Source organism: Mesorhizobium sp. USDA 4413 (genome assembly GCF_056280365.1).
The window spans coordinates 2,408,383-2,431,993 of record NZ_JBVPRP010000001.1 but is presented as its reverse complement, the minus strand read 5'-3'; the positions used below and the strand labels follow the sequence as shown (position 1 = coordinate 2,431,993).

Sequence of the window (23,611 nt, the reverse complement as noted above, 5' to 3'; positions counted from 1 at the left end):
TCCCCTTCAGTTTGGGACGGGCGGCTGGACGTCAATGGGCTGTCGGGCGTCGGATTGCTTCACGGAATTCACTGTCAACTCACTAGATGAGGCCAATCGGTGACGGCGCTCGTCGTATACTCATCTCAAAATAGATCATAGAGCCGACGACTGGTAGACCGAAAATATTGCACTAAATATAGATCAAACTGATATCGACGCTGCGCACTAGCTCTCATGTTCCCTGTCAACGTTGAAGGCAAGGAGGCAGGCTCGCCTGAGTGGCAGGTTTGCCACGCACCCGGATCAGCTGAAGCTCCACGGGGCTGGGGGGGCTCAGAGGCGACGGTTGAGCAGCCTCTCATCCGCGGGCTGGCCAGCCTTCCGTGTCTTCGTCTCAGAGTTGCGGGTCGTAAGCCAGCACGCGATCATATGATGCGGTCCCACTTCGATGGCCGGTGGCTCTTCTTGTCGGCAGCGGTGGAATGCCAGCGGGCATCGGGGGTGAAAACGACAGCCCTTCGGCACGCGGGCAGCACTCGGGATTTCACCCTGCAGGACTTTTATGCCACCGCGGGGCCCCTCATTGCGAACCTGGGGCGTAGCGTCGCGCAGGGCGATTGTGTACGGATGCTGAGGGTTCAGCGTGATGTCATCCGCGCTGCCGACCTCGACTACCCGGCCGAGGTACATGACCGCAATTCGGTCGGCGATCAACCAGGCGAGCGGCAGGTCATGCGTGATGAATAGTAGCGCGAGGTTCTGCTTGTCGCGAAGATCGATAAGCGCCTGGAGGATCTGCGCACGGATCGAAACATCGAGCATAGACACTGGTTCATCGGCAACAATGAGGTCCGGCTTGACCACGAGCGCGCCGGCGATGACGACGCGCTGACGCTGCCCGCCGGACAACTCATGCGGAAAGCGCGCGAAGAACTCGTGAGGAGGCTTGAGCCCGGCGACTGACAGAGCTTCACTCACCCGTTGAGTGAGTTGGTGGTGGTTGTCGACCAGCCTCAGCGAGCGCAATGGCTCCGCCACCGCATCGAACACGGTGTGGCGTGGATTGAGCGCCTGATAGGCATCCTGGAAAATCATTTGGACGCGGCGCCGATAAGGATGCAAAGCCGAGGAGCCCTGCAGCGATGTCATGTCTTCGCCCTCGAACAGCAGCTTGCCGCCGGTAGGCTCGACCAGCTTGGTGATGACACGGCCGACCGTCGTCTTGCCGCTGCCGGATTCGCCAACCAGGGCGACAATCTCACCGCGGCCTATGGCGAGGTCGACCCCGTCGACAGCACGGACAACGTTCCTGGGCCGTCCCAACACTCTGTCGAACAGCCCGCCCTGGATGGGGAAGCGGGCCTGTAGGTCTTCTAACCGCAGGAATTGGGTGTTGTCAGACATGAGCCGCTACCTCGTCTGAATTCGTCGGGGAGGAGCTGTGAAGGTGACAGGCAACACGGCCCTGCGCGCTACCAGCAAGGGCGGGAATGTCAATTTTGCAAACCGGCATGACCGACGGGCAGCGCGGATGGAACGGGCAGCCCGGTGGTCGTTTCGGCAGGGTGGGCGGATCACCAGGAATGGGACGCAACACCCTTACACCCATTGCCGGGTTCGGGATCGATTCGATCATCAGTCGAGTGTAAGGGTGCTTGGGGGCTGCGAAGACATCAGCCACGGCGCCATCCTCCACAATCCGGCCGGCATACATGATCATGACGCGGTCACAGGACTCGGAGACCACGGACAGGTCGTGGGTGATCAACATGAGTGCAAGATTGAACTTCGATCGCAACTCGACCAACAGCTTGAGGATCTGAGCTTGGTTGATGACATCGAGCGCCGTGGTCGGCTCATCGCCGATGACGATTGAGGGCTTGCAGGCCAGCGCCATGGCGATCATCACTCTTTGCCGCATACCGCCAGACAGCTGGTGTGGGTAGGAGGCGCCGCGGTCAGCAGGGATCCCGACGAGTTCGAGCAATTCCCGAGCTCTCGCAGTCGCCTGGTCGCGCGACAGGCCAAGCTTCAGCATGCAGGGCTCGGCGATCTGCTTTATGATACGGTGAACGGGATTAAGAGCATTCATCGCGCCTTGGAAGATGACGGATGTCTCGCTCCAGCGATGTGACCGCATCGCTGCATCATCGTCGATTGGCAGTCGGGCGCCACGATAGCGCACCTGGCCGCCGCTTACCCGCGCGTTGGGCGATAGCAGACCCGCGATCGCCATGGCGGTCGTCGTCTTGCCACTGCCGGATTCCCCGACGAGGGCGACGGCCTCTCCGGCGCGGAGGTCAAAACTCACATCTTGTATCGCAGGCAGGGAAACGGCCTTCAGTCCATAGTCGACGGAAAGCCCATCAACCGACAGAAGCGAAGCGTTGGCCTTTTGCGAGATATCGCTCATGGGATCACACGTCGGAGGGGGTTGAACGTCTCGTCGAGCGCATTGCCAAGGAGAACGAAGCTAAGTGCGACGGTCAGGACGCACACCCCCGGTGCACCGAGATACCACCATGCACCCGAACTGGCGGCGCCAGCCCGCTGCGCCAGGGAAAGCAAAGTGCCCCATGAAGGCTGCAACGGATCCCCAAGGCCGATAAATGAGAGTGCCGTCTCGGTATAGATCGCCCCGGCTACGACCAGCGCACCATTGGCGGCGATCTGCGGCACGAGGTTGGGCAGGATATGCCGGACCATGATGCTGAGGTCGTTGCTGCCCGCGACTCTGGCGCGATCGACGAAGGGGCGCTCGCGAAGCGACAGCGTCTGACTGCGGATGATACGCGCGACAAATGACCAACTCGTCAGGCCGATGACGGCGATCACCACAAAAAGAGACGTACGAAAGCCTAAGATTTGCCGGCCGCGGCCCACGACCTCGATAAAAACGGGTGCAATAACCAAGGCGAGAACGAAGGGCGGGACGATGAAGAAGAAATCCGCCATTCGCATTAGCCAAGTGTCGATCTTACCCCCAAAGTAGCCCGAAATCATGCCAATCATGGTGCCGACGATGAGGCTGATCACGGTGGCTATCAGCGCGATCGTCAGGGAAATTCGGGCGCCATGGACTACGAGATTCAGCACGTCTCGCCCCACCTCATCCGTGCCAAGCAGGTGTTGGCCGTCAGGGGGCATCAGGAAATCGCCGGTTGCGTTAGCTGCCGTTTGGAGCGGGCCGACGAGCGGTCCGGGCACCGCTGCTAATGCGAGAAAGAAAACCAAAGCCGCCACGCCAACCCAGGCTCCGCCCCGTTCGAACAGCCGGCCCAAAAAGTCTTTTGTCGTCCGGAGTCGAACCCGCCGACGCGATTCCGCAACAACTTTGGTCATTGTCTAACCCTCGGATCAAGAAGGCCGTAGACCAGGTCGGCAACCAGGTTTGCAAATACGATCGAAGCCCCGAGCAACAAGAAGATGCCCTGCAGCACAGGATAATCTCGGGCGTTGAGCGCCTCCACCGTCAAGCTCCCAATCCCCGGCCAAGCGAATACGCTTTCGACTGTGATGGCTCCGGCCACCACATAGCCTAAATTGAGCGTCACCAACGTCACGACAGGCAGCATTGCATTGCGGAAGCCATGACGCATCAGCATCTGGCCACTGCTCAATCCCTTAGCCCGGGCTGTAATCATATAGTCCTCCGCTACTACGTCGCTCATGGCAGCACGCGCCACCAGCACGTATTGGCCCATCAGCCCCAAGGCTACCGTCGAGGCTGGAAGCACGAGATGCCGCAGGTAATCGGCCAACCAGCCGAGGGATCCCGTGATGGCGCCGGGGGAAGACGCCCCATAGCCAGGAAGCCAGCCTAGTCTCGTGCTGAACACAACGACCAGGAGCATGCCGAGCCAGAACGACGGTGTCGAGTAGAGGACCAAGGAGCCTCCAGTGACGACATTGTCGAACGCCCCCCCCCGGCGCCAGCCCGCATAGACCCCAACCGCGACCCCGAGTAAGATTGCGATGAGCTGAGCCACACCGACGAGTGCGATAGTGACCGGCAGCCGCTCCAGCAGAAGGTCGACGACACGCCTGCCCCTGAATTTGAAGCTATAGCCAAGGTCGCCCTTTGCCGTTGCCGACAAATAGTCCAGCATCTGATCCGGAATGAGCGGCCGATCGAGGCCCCAGCTCACGCGCTGCGCCTCGATCCGTTCTGCAGTCACAGCTGTGCGTGCGCCTCCCAAGAGCATTCCGGCGGGATCGCCCGGTATAATCCTGAACAAGATGAAATTCAGAATCATCACCATCAGAAGCGTCACAGCCGCCCTGACCAGAATGTTTCCGAGGCGTCGACTCATCTGTTGTCGCCCTTCATAAAGTCCACCTTCCCCTTCACGAGGGCGACTTCAAAGCGGCCTCAAACGATCGAATGGAAAGTAGCCCCACTGGGACACCATGTCCTCTGTCCCCCAACCCTCGAAGCACTCCTTGCGATGGGCCTCGAGCAGAAATGGGTAGTCTAGTATAATATAGGGCGCTTCAGCGTAAATGAGGCGTGACGCTTGATCAACAAGAGCCTTAAGCTTCTTAACATCGACAGTTACATTGGCTTCCGCAGCAAGCTTGTCAAATTTTTCATTTGACCAATACGCCCTGTTTGTGGTTCCGATCAGCTTGCTGCTGCCTAAGCCGAGTATGTCGTTAGGCGTAGAACTGAGCCAAGTGTTGGCAACGACCAGATCCCAACCTCCGCCTCCTTTCGCCGGAGCTGCGGTGCGGGCACGGAGGGCGCCGGACTCTAGTTGCGTGACGGAAACGGGAATGCCAATTTGCCCCAACCAGCCAGCGATGAGCTGGACAACCGCAGCCGGGATCTCCACGTTAGGCGCGCCATTTGCGGTTATCAGCTCGAGATGGAAGCTGTTGCCCTCCTTGTCTTCCCTGACGCCGTCGCCGTTGGTATCCCGATAACCGGCGGCATCAAGTCTACGGGACGCCTCTGCGAGATCGAATTGCCGCCTTATGTCGCTAAGGTCCGAGTAGTAATCAGCCGCGACTGGCATTACTAATCCCACGCCGGGGTCAGCATGTCCGCGCTTTGCTCGATCAACAATGGCTTTCTGATCGATTGCGTAGCCGATGGCATCGCGAAACGCGGGATCCTGAAGTGCCTTGGTGCTGCCTGCTCCCTGCCCGGAGAGAGTATTGAACGCAAGGTAGTCCCGCTGTTCGATTTTCGATTGCCCGACTATGATGGCGGGATCCTTCGCGAATTCAGCCGATTGGGAAGCCGTCAATCCGTAGGCATAATCGAAGCTGCCGCTCTTCAGTCCCTGGGCGACGGGATCAACCGTATCGAAAATGTTAATGATGAGGCCAGCCGTTGCAGGGCGCCCCGCGCGAAAATACTCGTTGGGCGTGAAGCGGGCAAACTGGCCCTGCTTGAACTCCGATACGATCATCGGCCCTGTGCCAACCAGCGGCGGATCGTTGCGGAAGGTGCCGCGCGCATCGGCGTAACTAACATCTTTCCAGATGTGTTCAGGAACGATCATTATGTAGTTGTCGGCTGGCCAACGGGTTGGAGCCTTGGTCACGATCTGTAAAGTCTCGTCGTCGAGCGCCGTGATCGAGGCGACGTTCTCGAGGCCGTCAGTGGCGTTCCAACCGACGTTCAGTTCGTCGGGCTTGCCCATGGACTCACGAAGATAGTTATAGGTGAACGCCGCGTCCTTCGCCGTGGCGGGCCGGCCGTCCGACCATTTCATCCCGGGCCAGATTTTGAAGGTCCAAGTAAGGTTGTCGTCGGCGACAGACCACTCCTTGGCAAACCCCTTCCGGTCAGGGTGGCGTTGTGCGTCCACGCCGACCAACATGTCGTAGGTGAAAATCGTCGGCCAGGCAGCGCTAGATGTTGCAAAGGGATTCAAGCTGTCCGGGGCGATCACTGCGGCGAGGCGCACGATGCGATCTTCGCACGACGATGCGGCGAATGCTCTCGATTTAAACATCCAAGTAGCTGCGGATCCTGCCAGGATCGCCTTAAGTGCCGCGCGGCGGCTTGGTAAGCACTCAATCATTTTTGGTCCTCCCTCTTGATAATATGCGACTACTGCGACTTCCCTGGCACCACGGCGTCGCGGATGCCGGTGCGCGCCTTAAAAGGCGGTGAAGCGCTGCTTGTCGATGACGATGTCACGCTCCTGCGGTTAACCTCGGGACAGATCTGCCCGAGCGGCGAGGCTGCGACGCTGTGAAGCGGCCGGCTACGCTCATCCAGAGATCCGTACCGTTGCCGCGGTACCTCTTGATTCGAGGGAACCTCTTGATTCGAGCCAATGGCGCGTGTAAATGATCGGATAACCGGCTCGTCGACAAGCGGCCAACACTTTCTGGGCGTTGCCCAGGACGTCTGGATAGCTCTCCGCTGGCCAAGCACCCTCGCGCAGATTTTCGTCTTGCAGATCAACGGCCAGGGCGGCGGTTCGCTCCGGCCGGAACCAATTAGCCATGTCCGTCCTCCTCTGCTGCCCATACGCCGCGGTACCCACCGGTCTAAACCGAAATACTGCGACGAAAGTTACACTGGAGTGACAGGCCACCGAAGAGATAAAAAATAGCGCCCGGTATAGATGCTATTTATAGCAGGTCTCGTCAGTAGAAGCTTGTAGGCTCTACCTGGCAATTGCCCAAGCGCCTCAATCCAATCGAGTAGGCCTTTGCCAAGACCAAGCGCCGGATACGCTTCCGGCAAAGGATGAGAGAAGCTCTCTTCTGTCGGGCTATCGCATCAGGCTCTGCATGCGGCGCGGCAATGAACATGAGAGCTCGTATTGGGGCCGATGCGGGCGCATTGGGGCCGATGATGGTGTATTGGCGACCGTACGCGATGCGGCGTAGCGCCGTGCTGATCGGTAGAGCTTCGATATCAGCGTGGCGGCCTCCAGCCCTTCGAACCGACAATATCTTGCGCACAGCAGCTGTGGGGTTGGCAGCGTCTGGTGACGCTCGCACCTCAGATGCAGCCGGCTCCCGTGCGGGACATGATCAGAGCGCGATCTCGGATAGGACCGCAGGGTAGTTGGGTCGGCCCCGATCGCGAAGCGGCCGGGCGGGCACGTCAAGACCAACCAGTGGGACGCCGTCACGCTGGCACAACTGCTTCGGGCGGGCGAGCTGACCGGAGTCTGGGTCACGGACGCGGTCCACGAGGCTGCCCGCGATCTGCTGCGAGCCCGCGAAGCCGCAGCCGACGATCTGCGCCGCACACGCCAGCAGCTACTTTCCTCCGCCATGCGGGATCTACGAGCGGCGGTGATTGGAGCTTGGCTTGGCCGCCAAATTTCGAGCACACAGCGCAGCAAACCGTGGTCCAGGAAAAGATGCGATCGGGACGCGGCTTAGCGATTACACCGCCTGGCGAGCAGTTGCGCGCCATGGTGCCAACTTGGTCCATGGCGCGGGGCCTGCGTGCGGCGTGTGGAGCAGCGGGGTATCTCGCCGATGTCCTCACCAGGATCCTCAAGGCTATCCCAACAAGCCGGATTCGCAATCCCTGCCTTTGGCCTACGTCAACAAGCTCCAGCTAATAGGCCGTGGGCTGAGAACAGCTGTTACCTCATCCAACCATTCTCCGCCACCTTCAAGCGGCTCCGCCGCGTCGCTCCGCTACAACAAGCTGCTTGCCAGATTTCACGGCCTCGATCATACTTGCAACACAGCAGTACGATTTAAATCGTTAAATCGCCACTTCTCCTAGGTAAACACGCAACGTAGATCATTGTCCAATCTTGCCCAGTGGATTATTGCAGTTATATCGTGGCAGCTTTGTCGCTAGACATTGCACAGCATGCCATTCTATTAGAGTCGGCGTTCAAATAATCGCAAAATGTTGACACTATGAGGATTACCGTAGCTGTTCAAGGCACAACCGCCTTGTTAGCTCGATAATGACTGGATTCGACACCGTTATTCCTTTTCGGCTGGAACCGGTGTTATCGCCCAGTCGATTAAGTCGACGGCGCGTCGAAGTATCGCCTTAGTTCGATCGTGGGTGGGTGAAGTGGCGATGACGTGTCCGATGCCGTCGCCCACATCGCCTTTTCTGACAATCGGCGTCATGGGTTGAACGTATAATTTGACCTCGGCGACGCCTGATACGGCAGCCGCCTGCCTGTCGCCCGCGATCCAATCGAGGATGCCATCGCGATCAGCAACTAGGTACTGCGTGGCCGCAGTGTGCGAGTGCCTTCTACGCAAATCGCAATCGTCGCCGATAACAAGTTTGATGTGTTCGGTGATGAGATCGACGCCGTAAGCCAACTTGATCATTTGAGGATCGGGCGAGCCACCAAGGCGCGGATTGACTTCAATAACGACTGGGCCACGCTTCGTCCACCGGAATTCAACGCCCGTTGGCCCCCAGCCAAGGCCGAGAGCGCGCAAACAGCTCAGCGAAACATCGGCGATACGATCATGCTCGTCGCCACTCAGCGGGGCCGGATAGATACTCGAACGATAGACGAAATACGGTGGGGGTCCGAAGTCAAGGTTGCCAATTGCAATGACCTCACTCCCCATTAAGATGGCCCCATAAAGCGGGCCCTGTGCGAATTCTTCGACCAGTATCCTTGGTGAAGACCGCGATACGTGCTTGCCGCTCAACAGAAATGCGGCATGTTCGGCTAACTCATCATTATTGCTGCACAATCGAACACCGCGGCTGCCGCTGCCCACCACTGGTTTAAGAACCACCGGCAGCCCGATCTCCATGGCAGAGCTTTTCACGTCTGCCGCATCCGCTGCCAAATGATAGGCAGGCACTGGAACGCCAGCCTCCGCGAGAAGCTGACGTTGAATAAATTTATCACAGCATCGTTCAATAGATGCGGGGTTCGGTCCCGGTAGATCGAAATGATGGCAGAGCTTGGCAGTTATTGCACAGAACCTCTCTAATGCGCACGTAATGCCGGCAATGCTATAGATCTCGCTTAGGCGGGAACATTCGCGAATCAGAGCGGAAAGATCTTCTGTATCGACATGGATCGCCTCAATCCTTTCCGCAGCAATGTAGTCATACTGCGCCGGATCGGCCGAGAGAGTAATTGGATGAAGGCCCAGGCGCTGGGCCGCTTGGACCTGTAGCAGACCGTTGCCTCTTGGATGACCTTCAATCAGGATCAGCACTCTTCTTGCCATTAGCTTTTAACCCCACGTTGGTGCTACACGGCGTCCGGGTTTAGATCAGACACCCAGTTGTTTCACTCGTACCTCACCTCAGACCATGTGAACGTAGCATCGTCCGCGATTTGCAATCGCGAAGATTCTGCGAAGTTATATGATGGGTCTGTTGCATTCCTTTTGATCACTGGCACTGTCGAAATTAGCCCGTCTTGTGCACGACGATGGGGCTCTGGGGCTGGCGGATATAGCTTAAGCGATTGATTTGGCGTCGGATCCGGTTGCTTATGCCAACCTTCCATCGCATCTCGCGAGATCCACACCGCCATGACCGAGGATACGTTGCTGCCGCTTTCTGTTCAGCCGTCGGACGCACGAAGATCACAGCTGCGAGCGGTCGCATCACGTCGGATGGCGGCGTCATGCTTCGGGCGGCCGCCGAACGGCGTTTGCGACTGGCCGACCGGCTTGCGGCTGCGGATCCATGATCCACGTGATCGAGCGCGTGTAAGCACGCCATGGCCGACATCCTGCGCGCCCGCATCTTAGCCGTCGCCTGCGGTCATGAGGATGCCACCATCTCAACCGACTGCGCACCGATCCAGCCTTCAAGCGGGCCTGCGGACGGTTGCCCGATAGCGGGCTCGGCTGCGCTCGCAGCCGACCTGCTCGCGGCTGGAGAACCTACCCGACAGCGGGCCGTCATCCGGTTCGGCCGCGTGCTGGTCGATTTGTCGCTGTCGAGCTACGCCGCGCTGCCGAAAAGCGTCACGCTAGACGTCGACGATGCGCTCGACGTCGTTCACTGCCATCAGCAGCTGTCGCTCTTTAAGCCCGCTACGACGAGCGTTGCCTCCTGCCAATGCATGTCTAGGACGCTTGGAGTATCTCGCAGCCTCGCGCATCATCCACGCAGGTATGAGGGAGCCGTCATGCTGCGAAATGACCACCAACTCGGTTCCACGGGGCATAGCTCCTCAGAATAAGTACCGTCACACGGCAGCTAGGATGAAATGGGTAGTAGATCCGCCCTTCTTCCGGCTGTTGGCGGACAGTTTGTCGTTCTTGAGCAGCCACGAGTCATAATGCTCACTTTCTATGTCATTGAAAATCAAAGCGCTGTTGAGCGGGGATCGGCTGTTAGCGGACGCTGCGGGGCATTCTGCGTGCGATAGGCGGCGATATCCGCCGCCTTGAACGCCCAGGGCGCGCCATAGCACACTTGCCGCCCTTCGATGATGCCGAGGCGGGCCATGCGCAGCGCCGTCATCACGCTCACATCCATGATTGCGCGGCAGCTTCAAGCGTAATCTCGCCCCGCTCAGCCCATTCGCTCGCGCGGTGGACGGCAATGCCGTAATGGCTGCGGAACGAACAGATCCGCGCCTGGGTCCAGCCATTGCCTCGCCCGGTCGGCTTACCGGCGCGATTGAGGAGCCGCGCAATCTGACGGTCGGGCATCAGGCGCGCCAGCTCGCGGACCAGCGTCAAAGTATCTGCGGGAACTGTCCAGCGATGCTTGCCGGCGGCGTTCATCTTGAGCTTCAATGCCGTGTGGTCCCCTCCCTGCCAATGCAGGAACATCTCGATAACGCCACCTTCGATGCGGGCGACGATCTCGCTCAAGGCTGCGCGAACGATTCTCTTGCGCGTCACAGATGTTGCTGCCGGGTGTGACCAGGCGAGATCGAGATCGGCGCCGAGCCGCATCAGCTGGGCCCGTTCCTTCTCTCCCAGCGGAGATGGTGTTCTCGCCTCGAGCACGGCAATCTCGCCATCGATCTGGTGCACGGCTTCAAGCGCCTTGTTCCAGCGGCGCTCCAGCTCGCCAGCGACCAGACGATTGGCAGGGTCGACAGCATCGTATTGCTGACGCGCATGGACAGCCTCGTAACGAGCCCGCTGCAGTGCCAGCTCGAGCTGCCGCTGGGCGGCCGACGTCTCGCTCGCTTGAGCCTGGAGCGCCTTGGTTGCGGCGTCGACACCGAGCGGCTTCAAGGCGCCAAGAACTGCGGCGCCGACAGCCTGATCGGCGCGCAAGCCGCCGAACGAGATGCACCGCTTGGTGCCATGATTGACGAGCGCTCCCTCGCAGTGATAGCGCCCCGCCTTGCCGCCGTAGGCGACATACATCTTGCGGCCGCAATGGCCGCAACGCAGAAGCCCGGCGAGAAGCAACCCCCCGCGCCGTACCGCTCCTCTGGCGGTGGCGCTAGCTTTGCTGGTCGCGTTATTGGCAATCACCTGTTGGTTCCTCTCGAACTCGCTCCACGTAATGTAGCCTTCGTGCTGGTCCTTAAGCAGGACGTCCCATTCCATCTGAGGATGCCGCAGCCCGCGCCGCACGCGCTTGCGGCCCTCCTCAATGATGACCTTGCTTGTCGTGCGCCCGAAAGCATAGGCACCCGCATAGACGGGGTTGGTCAGAACGTTGTGCACAGTATTGTAGAGCGGCAGCTTCCAGGCGATGAGGCGCCCCTCTAAATCATGCGACTTAACGGGCAATGCAACGCCTTCGTCTCTGAGCCACACATGGACTTGCCGCACGCTCTGCAGCTCGGCAAACTTCGCGAACACCAGCCTCAACGCATCCTGCACGCGCTGGTCCGGATCCTTTTCGATCCGCTCGGGCCCGGTCTTCACATAGCCGGCGGCGACACCGAGGAACAACGCGCCCCGGCGGGCTTTCTGCTTCAGTGCCTCCTGCGAGCGCTGACGGAACAGCGACAACTCGAGCTCGCTCATCGTGCCTTTCATGCCAAGCAATAGCCGATCATTGGGATGCCGAGGATCATAGATTCCGTCCTCGTCGACGATGACGGTCCCGACCAATCCACAGAACTCGATCAGCGTATGCCAGTCGCGGCCGTTGCGCGCCAACCGAGAGGCCTCGATCGCGAACACGGCGCCGGCATGCCCTTCGCAGATCGCCCCCAGGAGCGGCTCGAAACCTGGTCGATTGATGCCGCCGCCCGAGCGGCCGAGATCATCGTCGATGACTTCGATCGTGGCCCAGCCGAACTGCCGAGCGCGATCGGCGAGCCCGTATTGCCGGCGCCGGCTCTCCTGATTGTGCATAAGCTGATCGGCCGTCGACTGACGGATATAGACGAAGGCGCTGCGCAAGATGATCTTGGTCATTTGCGATCTCCCCGTTTGCCAGTGCCATCGCGATCTCGCGCAGCAGGGTCTCCACCAGCATCGGCAACTCGGTCTCCTGGGCGGGTGTCAGCACAACGCTTGGCTCGCTCACTTCGAACAGGCTTGGTTGGGGGCTTTCGAATTGGCGCTTCATTCGGGTCTTTCTCCGTCGTTGAGTCGGACTGGAGAAATCCTAAAAGCGCATCGATCTCGGCGCGCAGAGATTGCAAGGCCCCAAGGGAAAACCGCGGCTCAGCCGATAGCTTGAAGTGTGTCGCCGCCTCGCGCGTCATCCACGCCGGTATGCAGAAAAGGGAGCCGTCAGGCTGCGGAATGACCACCAACTCGGTTCCACGGTAGGCATAGCGCCTCAGAATGAGCACCGTCTCACCGCAGCGCGGATGAAATGGATAGTAAATCCGCCCTTCTTCCGGCTGTTGGCGGGCAGCTTGTCGTTGTTTTGAGCAGAGCCTGGATGATGCGGATGTCGGTGACGTTCTCCAGAGGATGCGTGGCGAAGCTGTGCCTGAGCGTGTGGACCGTCCCCCGCTTGTCGATGCCGGCGGCCGCCGAGCGACAGGCCGAATACAATACCTGCACAGCGATAGGGCGATCGGGGCAGCGCGGGGAAACAGCCAGTCCTGCGGCTTCGACAACCGCCAGTAGGCCCCGGGATGCGCAGAAGTTGCGCCTATCGCATCACGGCGCGGTCCCAATAGCCGCCCTTGCTCGACCCGAACGACGCCGCCTCCCCCATTGATGTCGCCGACCTTTAGGCCGACGGTCTCCGAGGCGCGAAGGCCAGCAGCGTAGGCTGTCGTCAGGGCCCTGCGCGTCTTCAGGCTCGGGACCGCTTCCAGGAACCTGACCACCTCGTCGGCGCCACCACCGGCAGCGTGCGTGGCAAGCGGGCGTGGACAATGCGCTCCGGGATCTCGGTGTGGCGCAACGTCACGCGGTAGAAGAACCGCAGCGCGCACGCCGTCTGGTTCAGTGCCGAAATCCCCGTGGAGCCCAGATGCACCTGGAAGGCGGCAGGTACTCAAGGCCACCCCGGTCAGGGTGCGGCCAAAGTAGCTCGAATGCACCGCCACCCCATGCACGTACGATCGCTGGGTGGCCGGCGACAGAGTACAGATCGTCATGTCCTCGATCTGCGCCGGCGAAGAGGGGTCAACTTGAATATATCTCATTGCACCTTTCTCGAGATAGCGCTTCAACAGCCGCAATCCTTCAAACAGAAGCGTCACCTGCCAACCGATCTGCCAAATGCCGCTGGCGGCTTCTTCAATCGCACAACCGAATTGCAGGAGAACAGCGCCCAAATACCACTAATCCCGCAATTCCAAACCCGCCGTCCGCTTCGATCAGCATGCCAGATCTACGGAGAGTTCATGGCCGACTACAGCTCTGTCCCTGATTAATATTGATTTAGTGGCTTCCTCCCGCTCATCGGACCAGGGATGCCTCACTATTCGGCTTCTCTTCGAGTTCCGGACCGACACCGGTTCCGAAATAGCGTATGCGGGCAACATCGAGGATTCGATTGACTAAGCTCGAGAAGCTGTATCCAGCTGTCGTTGCAGCGTCGAGATAAGTCGTGCCGCTACCCAATGCCGGCATGGAGTTTATCTCAAGAACAAACGGCTGGCCGGAGCCGTCAATACGGAGGTCAATACGCGCGTAATCCTGGCAATGGCACGCACGGAAGGTCGCAATCGAAACATCGCGCATCACCGCCTCCACCTCGCTCCCGAGTTGCGCTGGACAAAGCGTCCCTGGCGCCGCGACCGCCATGGTCTTGTGTTCGAACGTATAAAGACGCGTTTCGAGTTCACCGAAGTCACGTTCCACCATAGGCAACACCTCCGGCTCTTGGTTTCCCAGAAGCGCGACATAAATTTCCCGCCCCTCAACATATTCCTCCACGAGCGCATCTTGCGCATACTGCGTGACGACCATTTCTACAGCCGACCTTAATCGTGCAGTGTCATGTACGAGCCGCAATCCCAAGCTGTTGGATTCGTGACGCGGCTTCACCACTACTGGGAATCGTAGGTCGCCCGTACTCTCGGTCCCGCGACGCATCACTCGAAAGTTCGGCGTCGGCACTCCAAGACCGCGAATAACGCTCTTGGTGATCACCTTGTCGAGCGCCAGCGCATGCCCTAGGGGGCTCGATCCGGTGTACGGGACGCCCGCCATCTCGAGCATGGCCGGAACGTGGCTGAAACGGCACTCGCCCTGAATTCCTCCCGCACAGTTGAAAACCATCCCAGAGGGGCGGCCTTGCGGATTGGGGGGCATGAATCGTTCAAGTGTGGGGATCAGTTCTCTATCACCATTGCACAGCAGCGTCTCATGGCCGCGTTCTTGCAGCGCCGCCACCAAACTTTCGACAGTTTCGCGATCGTCATCCACGGGGGCAACTTGACCGAACCGGTTAATCACGCTCGCTTTATCATGGCTCCACACAACGGCTACCTTCATTGAAACTCTCCTGGATGTTTTGCTTGCTTTCACTTCGTTCGATGACGAATTGACCAGGCGCACCTCGCGCCGACGGCGCGATTTAGCGAACCACTGGCAGGTCGCTCCCCTGCGCAAGGCCGACGCATGAAGACATGGAAGACCCTCCCACTTGGCTGGTTTCAGCGGGATCGACGCTCTCTTGTCACTATTTGCGGCCACGTAGCTGCTGCACGTGCCCAAGCTGGGTTCTCTGATCTCAGCTTTGAGGTGAAACGTACCATTGCCAGCGATCTGCAGGCGCAAAGGTTCTGTGAAAATTATATGACGTGTCTTGTCGATCCGATGGGAGACGTCTTCACGAAATGACGCAAAGGGGCTAGGATGGCCGGTCTCGCACGTTACGCTCATCAGCTGTTTCAAGCCGATGTCGCGCGTGAGTTTTTTGGCGGCTCAAGCGGGTGAGCGAGATGAGCGAGCATTTGTCTCTGGACGATACGCGAACAATGCTGGGGCTCGATGAAGAGCTTCCACCCGAAGGACGGTTCGGGCGATCAGGGCGCAATGTCCCTCGCGATTGTGGGTGAAAACCGTTGCATTGGCACGCCGGCTTATACCGACCAGTTAGAAAGCAGATTGCAGTCAATCTGCTCCAGCAGTTGCCGCTCTGAAAGAACCGAAAAATCGCTTGTAGCACTGTTGCCTGCAGTAACATGTCGGGGGATCGACAGCCGTCGCCTGCCCGAATAGAGCGCCTCGCCATGCAAATGACCAAGCACTTCATCGAATGATCGCCGGATCGCCCGCAAAGGAAGACCCAAAGGAATGCGCTTCTCTTATGATAAAAGGCTTTGATCCTTCACCACGACCGCGTATCCGCAACCATTTGGTTGGCCAGCGGAAATAGTCATCGCCGTAGAGGCCCTTCAAAGTAGATTTGACAGACAGTGCCATAGGTAATCGATGCCAGAGCGAAAAAGCGCTCGCGCAGAGCTCGCTCGTGGTAGCGGAGCCAAAGGATTCGTCCATAGCGGACACATACCGCCCATCGGCCATGTGCGGGATGAGAACCGCTGCGGGCCGGCGGTCGATAGCGTTGACGCGCCCCACCGGTACGGAATAACAGGAGCGACGCTTGGCGTGTTCGACCGGCGGCAAAGCAAACGTCGCATCAGCCCCGCGCCCTTTGTACGATGTCATGGATTCGTTGGCACCTGCGCTGCGCCGATTCACCCCGCACATAACCATCCAGCGCAACGGTCTCAAAAGGTCTATACACGCAACACCGCCATCGACGCTCGCTGGCGTGTACCGTGAAGCGTCAACCCGCTTGTTCAGCCTACTCGAATGATTTCCGCGGTTGTGGCTCGCCAGGTGACGGAGAGCAGTCTCCAGCGTAGCCAAATCGACATTGTGTAAGCTTCGTCGGGCCTGCGATCAGCAAATTACAGATTTTGATTTCAGCCAAACCGCTGAAAACCGCCACAGAAGGTGCATTCATCGCCACTTCCGAACAGTTGGCACGGATCTTGATACTATCGTTCGCGACTGGGCAGCATATGGCGGCCGGAGGCGCCGCCGACGGTTTATCCATCCCCAAATACAGGAACACCCATGAATACTCCCGATCAGCAGACGGTACTGCACCACGCCACGCGCAACCAGAATGAGCGGGTCCTTATGCCGGCGCAGACACGTGGCCGATGAGGACGTAAACTATCGTGGCTGCTGAGTGACTGTGAAGGTCAGCGCAGGGGTTATCATGAAGCTACTGACTGCCGGGTGGCGAAACTGGGTCAGAATACGATATAGGATGCGAGCGCCTGCAGATGCGATCGAGGTTCCCGGCGCTCTTCCCATTGTCAGATCAAGCAAGTGGCCGGTGGGCGGGTATTCCAGCTGAACGTCTCACCCCTGACTTCCCTCAACGGTGGTTGTTTGGCCTCACCGAGCAACACCCGTTCGGTTCCGGAGCCGGACAATAACAGAGCTTCGTATCTACAAGAGCAAAAGGACCCCGCCGAATGACAAGGTTAGCCATCACAGGCGACAGCATCATCCAAAGGCGATTGAACAGTAGGAGCGACCCAGATCTTATTCCGTTGTTCGATTTGGTTCGTGGCGCCGATGCTGCCTTCACCAATCTCGAAGTTCTGCCCAATGATTATCATGGTGACCCTGCGTTTGACAGCGGAGGATCACATTTTGGCGCGCCGGCATGGATCCTTGACGAATTGATGGACGCCGGCTTTGACATGTTCGCCACATCAACCAATCACAGCATGGACTATAGCATTTCCGGCCTCGAATATGCCCTTCATGAGCTAGATCGTCGAGATCTTTGTCACGCCGGTTGCGGTCGGAATCTTGAGGACGCCAGGCGGGTTTCCTATCTCACAACGCCATCAGCAACGATAGGAATGGTGGCGTGTGCCTCGACTTTCGCGAGAGGGCAGCAGGCGAGTAGGCAGACGAGGGCAATGCAAGGCAGGCCTGGTCTGAATCCGCTTCGTGTGGAGAGCATATATGAAGTCACGCAAGAGCAGCTCGATCAAATAAAGAGCGTCGCTCTTGATTTGGGGATCGAGCAGCTCCGGCGCCTTGACATCGATCTCGGGTTTGCCTTTGAGGCGCCAACTGACACCTTTCCATTGAATGGGATGAATTTCCGGGCAGGTTCTCAGCCCAGGCATATCCGAAAGCCGAACAAGCAGGACCTTTTCGAAATCTTGCGCTGGGTCGAAGAAGCGCGACGTATGTCTGACATAACATTGGTTAGCATACATGCGCATGAGCAGGGAAGGACGGAAGAGGAGCCGGCCGAATTTGTCTCAGAATTTGCGTACGCATGTATAGATGCCGGAGCCGATCTAATTGTCGGTCATGGACCACACATTTTGAGAGGCCTTGCTTTCTATAAAACGAAACCGATATTCTACAGCCTCGGAAATTTTATCGGCCAAAATGAGTTGGTACAGCGCCTGCCGGCAGATTCATACGATTTGTTCCGGGTAGAAGAAGATCATACGCCCGGAGCGCTTTATCAAAAGCGCACCGATGGCGACCGTATTGGATTTCCTGCACATCCTCGATATTGGCAGACGGTATTGCCAATCTGCGAATTTCAAGACCATGAACTCGTCTCTTTGACTGTTCACCCAGTCTCACTGGGTCTCGGCGAAGGCTTTCATAGACGGGGAAGGCCGAGGCTAGCTTCAGGTGAAATGGCATCGGTCATCCTCGAACGGTTCGCAGCTCTCTCGCGGCCGTTTGGGACCAAACTAGACATGAATGCGGAGGCCTGTAGCCTAACTTCCAAACACGATAAACCATCTTAGATGTTATGTCATTATGTCACTCAGGCCCCAAAGCTCGCCGCCGTCGGTAGCTAATCAAGTTGTTCGGTTGGTAACTTACATTTGTCCGCTTCGGTTTGCGTCGAAACGGTTCACGCAGCTTGCCCGGTGGGGCAGGTTTTGCTGGATTGCGGGCCTTGTGAGCTGTATGTCGCGATGCGTCTCGGTCCGTGGAAGATCGCGAGTGTGCCATCCGGTGTTGCCTGAGCTTGACCGTAGCCGCGACGAAATGGTGCCGAATCGGACTTTGCGGCAGGGGCAATCTGAGCCGAGCGTGCTCGATGACGATCGCCGCGACCGCACTCGCCTCGATCACGGATTCGAACAGCGTGTCCTGGGCCGCAAGGCAGTGCTCGACGCTGACCCCCCGATAGAGGCCCGGGCAATCTTGACGGCATTCTCGACCGCCTCCGCACCGGTCGTGACGAGCAATGTCTTGGCCCGCCAGCCGACCTTTCAACGGATGAGCCCTCCATTTGGATTGCATCGACACGCGCCAGCATTCCCGCTGCGGTCATTGCGGGCGGCGCCTGCGCACTCATTACCGTGGCCGCACCGCGACGCCGGGCTATCATTGCGCCGGTAAGGTCGTTCCCGAGGGACGCGGCCTTCATTCCTCAATGCATGCAATCGATAAAGACGTGGTCGCGGCCTTCCCGGCAGCGCTGGAGCCGGCACGCCTGGCAGCTACGCTCTCGGCAGCCGAGCGACTGGAAAACGACCGCGGGGCGGCACTCAGCAATGGCGGCTCGATGTCGAGCGGGCGCAGTTCGCCGTTGACCGCGCCGAGCGGCGTCATCGCGCCGTCGATCCCGACAATCGCCTGGTCGCCCGCAAAAGAGCAGCAGTGGAAGGAGGCCCTGCGTGCCGGGAGGCGGCCAAGGCCGAACTGGTGCGGCGCGAGGCGGAGCGTCTGCGTGGGCTGTCGGCCACGGAGCGGCGGGAAGCTGCTTTCCCTCGGCGCTGATCTCGCGAGCGTCTGGCACGCGCCGACCACGAAGAAGGCGCGTGACCAAGGAGTAGCTGCGCACGCTGATCGAGGAGACCATCCTCCATTTCGACCGCGACAAGGCGGCGGCGCAACTCGCCCTGCGCTGGAAGGGCGACGCGCTGAGTCACTCGCGGCCGGCGACGGTGCGCACCGACGAGGACACGGTGGCGCTGCGGCGGCAGGCGCCGCATTAACGCCGACGCCATCATCGCCGGCATTCTCAACCGGCAGGGCCGTCGAATGGTCTATGGCCACCGGGTTCGATGCCAAGCGCGTCGGCAACCTGCGCCGATACTGGAATATCCCTTCTGCAAGGCCAAGCCACAAGGGCCACGACCAGCTCCAGCAGCACCCTCGCCGTCTTCGTCGCTTCATGCCGAGACTAAGCATCAAGACAACTCATCAAATCGGAACGGCTGCCCGGTCAGAACAACTGAAACGGCTTGGGATCACGGAAGCGCTCAAGAACATTTCGCGTTACGTGAGACACATCGTTTTGGTAGTTGTCGATGGGCAGGCTCATGGACCAGGAAATGGACCCAACGGAGAAAACCGCTCCGCCGCCCGTGGTTTCGAAAAAGACTATGTCCGAGCGAACGTTCTTGTTCTCGGTCCCGCCAATCATCCAGTGCATGGCCCCGAGCTCTTCCTTAGCCAATAGCATGTTGTCGGTATGGTCAATCGAACTTGCGATCACAACAGCATGTCTCGGTGAGCCCAAGGACAGGTCGTAGCGATCCAGTTCATGCCCGGCTGCGCCATTGTCAGACAGGCCATCATCCCCGAATTTGGAACCTTTGTTGACACCCTTGAAAACAAAATCGACGCGAGGATCCGTGCTGCCCGGGCGCCACTGGTAATAGGAACCCGAGTGGAATCCCTGAGCGCAAAAGCCAATTCCAACCAGTTGGTTGGGGGTTCGGTCCTGGCGACGCCACATCCCGCCGTACTCGCCAGTCGTGCTCATGAAATATTCGCCCGCTTCGGCCGACCATGCGCGGGAACCGTCCTCAGCGCGGCGAACCTCGATCAATCCAGGCAGGGTTGGATGAAACGCGGTTCTCCAATAGAAGCCGTTGCCGCCGAGATACATCAAACGCCCGCCGCGGCCGAGATGGGTCTTCAACGCATCCCACATTGCCAAAGAGACGTATTCGGGGTGGCATCCCGTCAAGACGACACGATAGGGTGCGAGAATGCTTTCGCCTTCGTTATGGAGGTCTTCGTCGGTGATGACGTCTGCGTTGATGCCTAGAGCATCCAGCCACCCTGTCAGGTACCCATCACCGAACGACCAGTATTTTGCATTCGGGGACATGTTCAGGATCGGTCGCAGACGCGAGGAATAACAAACGCCGCTTCCGTCGGTGTGGAGATCGTAGAGCGACTTTCCGTATTCCGGGTTCTCGTCGAGGAAAACGTCATCTTCGCCGAAAATCAGAAGGCTACCCATGCTCATCTCGTCGAGCGGATCGCGTGCGATGAGCGACTGGTTGGCATAAGCCATGTAGGTCGCCGTCGAGGCCAGGTAGACGACATCGGAAGTGGCCTGGCCCTTCGGCGGCCGTACGAAGAAGATCACATAGGCCGGACTTGCATCCGGAGCGTCGAGGCGCGCGGCATAAACGCCGCTTTCCAGGCCGCTCGGGATCGTGAAGGCAAAGTCGGTCGACCAGCCGGCGTCATAGAGATCATCGTCGTGAAAATGGATGGCGCCATATTCATGTGGCGCCGTTCGCCAGTCATGGAATTGCCCGGTCCAGTTGTAACCTTTCATAGCCCGGGCAGGCATGTTGACCAGGCGACCGTCGAGCCCCTTGCCCGAAACATCTTGGAAGACGTCCGAGCCCTGATCAATGCTAAAATCCCAATCGGCCGAAACGCACTCGTTCAGCCGCTCGACTGCGGCGCCGCTGCCAAGCGAGGCCATCTCCTCAACCGAAAGGGCGCAGGCGTGAAGCCTAGGGGAATCGATCTTTCCGTTGTAGTGCCCGCCTGCCAAAAGCAGGCCATTGTCACCAGTGGCTTTGTGGGCAGCGATTAAGAAATGTCTTTGCCCACCGTTCCCCTGAAAGGCAGCAATATCAAACTTACGGGTCTCCGCGGAGCCGAGATCACCGATATCACAGCGGGGACTCTGGTGTAGGACAACGGTGCGGTCTTTTGCACTGTAGCTGGCCGCAACGAAGACCCACCGCCGCTCGAGCAAGGACGTAGGCAAATTGGCAGTGGACACGTTCCCTTGACCATCGCCCAACAAGAACGTTAGTCGACCTGTCTCGTCGATCTCGAGCGCAAAACCCAAGCTGCGGCTCTCGTCCCAAGTGCCGGCGATAGTTTGACGTCTGGCCCCGAGCAGGGTTGGCCAGAGCCAGGTCTGGAAGGTGAAGTCCTCTAATCCGGAAAAAGCGGTCGCATGCTCGACATAGCCATAGGACCCGGTGTGGATTGGCTGCCGTCGGGCGGGATATTCCCCGTTGAAGGGGGCATCGACGTCACGTTCGATCAAACCGGCGGTGCGCGGATGCTCTTCAGTGGTGATGAGCCGTACCAGCCGGGCCGAGAAGGTGGCCGAGGGACCGTGCGAACTGACCTTGAATTCAACGGTGTCGCCCGGCTTGGCGCTCATGATGTTTGTATAACCCGCCAGCGTTCTCATGCTTCGGCTCCGTCGGCAAGCTCAGTTCCGAAATGTTGACGCCAGCGTTGGCGGAACACGTACCACTCCGCCTCCGCCAGGTCCTCAAAGATGATGTCCTCATGTTTTGTCATGGGACGGCCGGGAATCCCCGTGAGGGTGACGAGCATCCAGCTCCGATTGGGCCGGATTGTCAGCAAGGCGTGTTTTCCGGCGATGGGGACACTGCGAAAGGTGCGCAGCAGCTTCTGCAGGTTCGGGCTGTGGTGCCCGAACGGTGCACGACGGAATTCGCTTGCCAGTGCAAGGGCCTCTGAGGGATCAGCAAAGTTCATGGGTTCTCACCTGGCCTGAGCTGCTGCCTTTGCCGGAGCAAGCTCGCTCTCGAGCGCGACGTCGATCGATTCGTCGATGATGCCCAGCGCCTCGTCGACCTGCGCATCCGTCAGGACCAGCGGCACAAGGAAGCGGATGACGTTGAAGTGGCGGCCGGCCGATGCCAGCAGCAGGCCGCGGCTGGCTGCTTCCTTGATGACCCTGGCGGTGAGCGCGCGTGCCGGCTTGCGGGTTTCTCCATCTTCGACCAGTTCGGCGCCGATCATCGAGCCCAGCCCACGGATGTCGCCAATCACGGTGCGGTTTCGCTTCTTCTGGATGCGCTGCAAGCCGGCCGTGAGACGCTCGCCGATCTCATTGGCGCGGCCAATCAGATTCTCCTCCTCCAGCACATCGAGCACGGCCAAGGCGGCCGCACAGGCCAGCGGGTTGCCCGCGTAGGTGCCGCCCAAGCCACCGACCGCAACGGAGTCCATGATCTCCGCTTTGCCGACGACCGCCGCAACCGGGATGCCAGCTGCCATGCTCTTGCCCATCGTGATCAAGTCAGGCTCGATGCCGGTATGCTCGATGGCAAACAGCCGCCCGGTTCTGCCGAAGCCGGACTGCACCTCGTCGGCGACGAGAACGATGCCGTGCTGATCGCAAAGGCGCCGGATGCCTGCCATGAACTCGACGGGCGCCGGAATGAAGCCACCTTCGCCCAGAAGCGGCTCGACGACGATCGCCGCGACCGCACTCGCCTCGATCTCGGATTCGAACAGCGTGTCCAGAGCCGCAAGGCAGTGCTCGACGCTGACACCCCGATAGAGATCCGGGTAAGGCGCGCGATAGACGTTGCCCGGGAACGGTCCGAAGGACTGCTTGTAGGGATTTACCTTTCCCGTCATTGCCATGGTCAGCAGCGTGCGGCCGTGAAAGGCGCCGCCAAAGACAATGATGCCGCGCCGCTTGGTGTAGGCGCGGGCTAGCTTGACGGCATTCTCGACCGCCTCCGCACCGGTCGTGACGAGCAGGGTCTTGGCCCGTCCGCCCACCTTGCAACGCTGGTTCAGCCGCTCAGCCACCGCAAGGTAGCTCTCATAGGGAGCGGTGCCAAAGAAGGTGTGGCTGAACTTGCTAAGCTGGGCCTGAATGGCAGCGACAACCTTCGGATGCGAGTGTCCGACCGCGAGAGCACCCATGCCGCTCAGGAAGTCGATATAACGCCGTCCCTCCACGTCCCAGATCTCTGCACCTTGAGCTCGCTCAACATATATTGGAAAGGACCAAGCCCCCCCCGCCGAAACAGCGGCATTCCGACGCTCGTCCAAAGCAACATTCGACACCATTTAATTACCTCCAATTGGATTGCCTCGAGACGCGCCAGAAAACCACGCCTCATTCGCCGAAGCTCGGCAATGACGAGCGATGTTCATAGAGACTGACTGCGTCCCACCAAATGACTGCACGTGCCGCAGTGCTGTTTAACCGATAGCGCTTTGACGCTGCTTTCAAAGCGCGAATTCTGCCCTTACTGCGGCAGGCTCAGCACAGCCATCCGGCCTCCATCCGTGCGCCTAC

General features: G+C 59.3%; 16 protein-coding genes and 1 pseudogene. 2 read left to right on the top strand and 15 right to left on the bottom strand.

The window, feature by feature from the left end; genetic code table 11:
* Positions 1–315 precede the first annotated feature (315 nt).
* From ACVMIM_RS11750 to ACVMIM_RS11720, 7 genes are all read right to left on the bottom strand, one after another.
* Positions 316–1,386, bottom strand: coding sequence for an ABC transporter ATP-binding protein (locus ACVMIM_RS11750; RefSeq protein ID WP_476112076.1), 1,071 nt, complete (start codon positions 1,384–1,386; stop codon positions 316–318).
* Positions 1,379–2,395 (bottom strand): ABC transporter ATP-binding protein, encoded by a 1,017-nt coding sequence (locus ACVMIM_RS11745; protein ID WP_476112074.1) that lies wholly within the window; start codon positions 2,393–2,395, stop codon positions 1,379–1,381. Before ACVMIM_RS11745 ends, ACVMIM_RS11750 begins: the two co-directional genes overlap by 8 nt.
* On the bottom strand, positions 2,392–3,324 hold the full coding sequence (locus tag ACVMIM_RS11740) for an ABC transporter permease (RefSeq protein WP_476112072.1): 933 nt from the start codon (positions 3,322–3,324) through the stop codon (positions 2,392–2,394). Before ACVMIM_RS11740 ends, ACVMIM_RS11745 begins: the two co-directional genes overlap by 4 nt.
* Positions 3,321–4,295: an ABC transporter permease gene (locus tag ACVMIM_RS11735; RefSeq protein ID WP_476112070.1), complete on the bottom strand. Its 975-nt coding sequence runs from the start codon at positions 4,293–4,295 to the stop codon at positions 3,321–3,323. Before ACVMIM_RS11735 ends, ACVMIM_RS11740 begins: the two co-directional genes overlap by 4 nt.
* Before the next feature lie 48 nt (positions 4,296–4,343).
* Positions 4,344–6,017, bottom strand: a complete 1,674-nt coding sequence (locus ACVMIM_RS11730) for an ABC transporter substrate-binding protein (protein ID WP_476112068.1) — start codon at positions 6,015–6,017, stop codon at positions 4,344–4,346.
* A 192-nt stretch (positions 6,018–6,209) separates the two neighbouring features.
* Positions 6,210–6,449 (bottom strand): isochorismatase family protein, encoded by a 240-nt coding sequence (locus ACVMIM_RS11725; RefSeq protein ID WP_476112066.1) that lies wholly within the window; start codon positions 6,447–6,449, stop codon positions 6,210–6,212.
* A gap of 1,456 nt (positions 6,450–7,905) precedes the next feature.
* Positions 7,906–9,135, bottom strand: a complete 1,230-nt coding sequence (locus ACVMIM_RS11720) for an ATP-grasp domain-containing protein (protein WP_476112064.1) — start codon at positions 9,133–9,135, stop codon at positions 7,906–7,908.
* 500 nt (positions 9,136–9,635) lie between these two features.
* Between ACVMIM_RS11720 and ACVMIM_RS11715 the strand changes: the two genes are divergently transcribed.
* Complete coding sequence (locus ACVMIM_RS11715; RefSeq protein WP_476112062.1) at positions 9,636–10,103, top strand: hypothetical protein; 468 nt, start codon at positions 9,636–9,638, stop codon at positions 10,101–10,103.
* A gap of 125 nt (positions 10,104–10,228) precedes the next feature.
* Here the strand turns inward: ACVMIM_RS11715 and ACVMIM_RS11710 are convergent, their stop codons facing one another.
* The 5 genes and pseudogenes from ACVMIM_RS11710 to ACVMIM_RS11690 form a co-directional block, all read right to left on the bottom strand.
* A complete protein-coding gene (locus ACVMIM_RS11710) occupies positions 10,229–10,387 on the bottom strand; it encodes a hypothetical protein (protein WP_476112060.1) in 159 nt (52 codons plus the stop codon).
* A 5-nt stretch (positions 10,388–10,392) separates the two neighbouring features.
* Positions 10,393–12,258, bottom strand: coding sequence for a recombinase family protein (locus ACVMIM_RS11705; RefSeq protein WP_476112059.1), 1,866 nt, complete (start codon positions 12,256–12,258; stop codon positions 10,393–10,395).
* Positions 12,259–12,720: 462 nt separating this feature from the next.
* A pseudogene (locus tag ACVMIM_RS11700) lies at positions 12,721–13,444 on the bottom strand (tyrosine-type recombinase/integrase); the annotation flags it as partial.
* 263 nt (positions 13,445–13,707) lie between these two features.
* Positions 13,708–14,748 carry a D-alanine--D-alanine ligase family protein gene (locus tag ACVMIM_RS11695; protein WP_476112057.1) on the bottom strand — a complete coding sequence of 347 codons (1,041 nt, stop codon included), beginning with the start codon at positions 14,746–14,748 and terminating at the stop codon, positions 13,708–13,710.
* Between the two features lie 759 nt (positions 14,749–15,507).
* Entirely contained in the window at positions 15,508–15,927 is a 420-nt protein-coding gene (locus ACVMIM_RS11690) for a hypothetical protein (RefSeq protein ID WP_476112056.1), read from the bottom strand.
* An 824-nt stretch (positions 15,928–16,751) separates the two neighbouring features.
* On the opposite strand from ACVMIM_RS11690, the gene ACVMIM_RS11685 reads away from it, so the two are divergent.
* Entirely contained in the window at positions 16,752–18,065 is a 1,314-nt protein-coding gene (locus tag ACVMIM_RS11685; RefSeq protein ID WP_476112054.1) for a CapA family protein, read from the top strand.
* Between the two features lie 1,433 nt (positions 18,066–19,498).
* Here the strand turns inward: ACVMIM_RS11685 and ACVMIM_RS11680 are convergent.
* The 3 genes from ACVMIM_RS11680 to gabT are packed head-to-tail and all read right to left on the bottom strand — an operon-like array spanning position 19,499 to position 23,379.
* Positions 19,499–21,733 carry a N,N-dimethylformamidase beta subunit family domain-containing protein gene (locus ACVMIM_RS11680; protein WP_476112052.1) on the bottom strand — a complete coding sequence of 745 codons (2,235 nt, stop codon included), beginning with the start codon at positions 21,731–21,733 and terminating at the stop codon, positions 19,499–19,501.
* Entirely contained in the window at positions 21,730–22,047 is a 318-nt protein-coding gene (locus ACVMIM_RS11675; RefSeq protein ID WP_476112050.1) for a N,N-dimethylformamidase alpha subunit family protein, read from the bottom strand. Before ACVMIM_RS11675 ends, ACVMIM_RS11680 begins: the two co-directional genes overlap by 4 nt.
* A gap of 6 nt (positions 22,048–22,053) precedes the next feature.
* A complete protein-coding gene (gene gabT, locus ACVMIM_RS11670) occupies positions 22,054–23,379 on the bottom strand; it encodes a 4-aminobutyrate--2-oxoglutarate transaminase (protein WP_476112048.1) in 1,326 nt (441 codons plus the stop codon).
* Positions 23,380–23,611 lie beyond the last annotated feature (232 nt).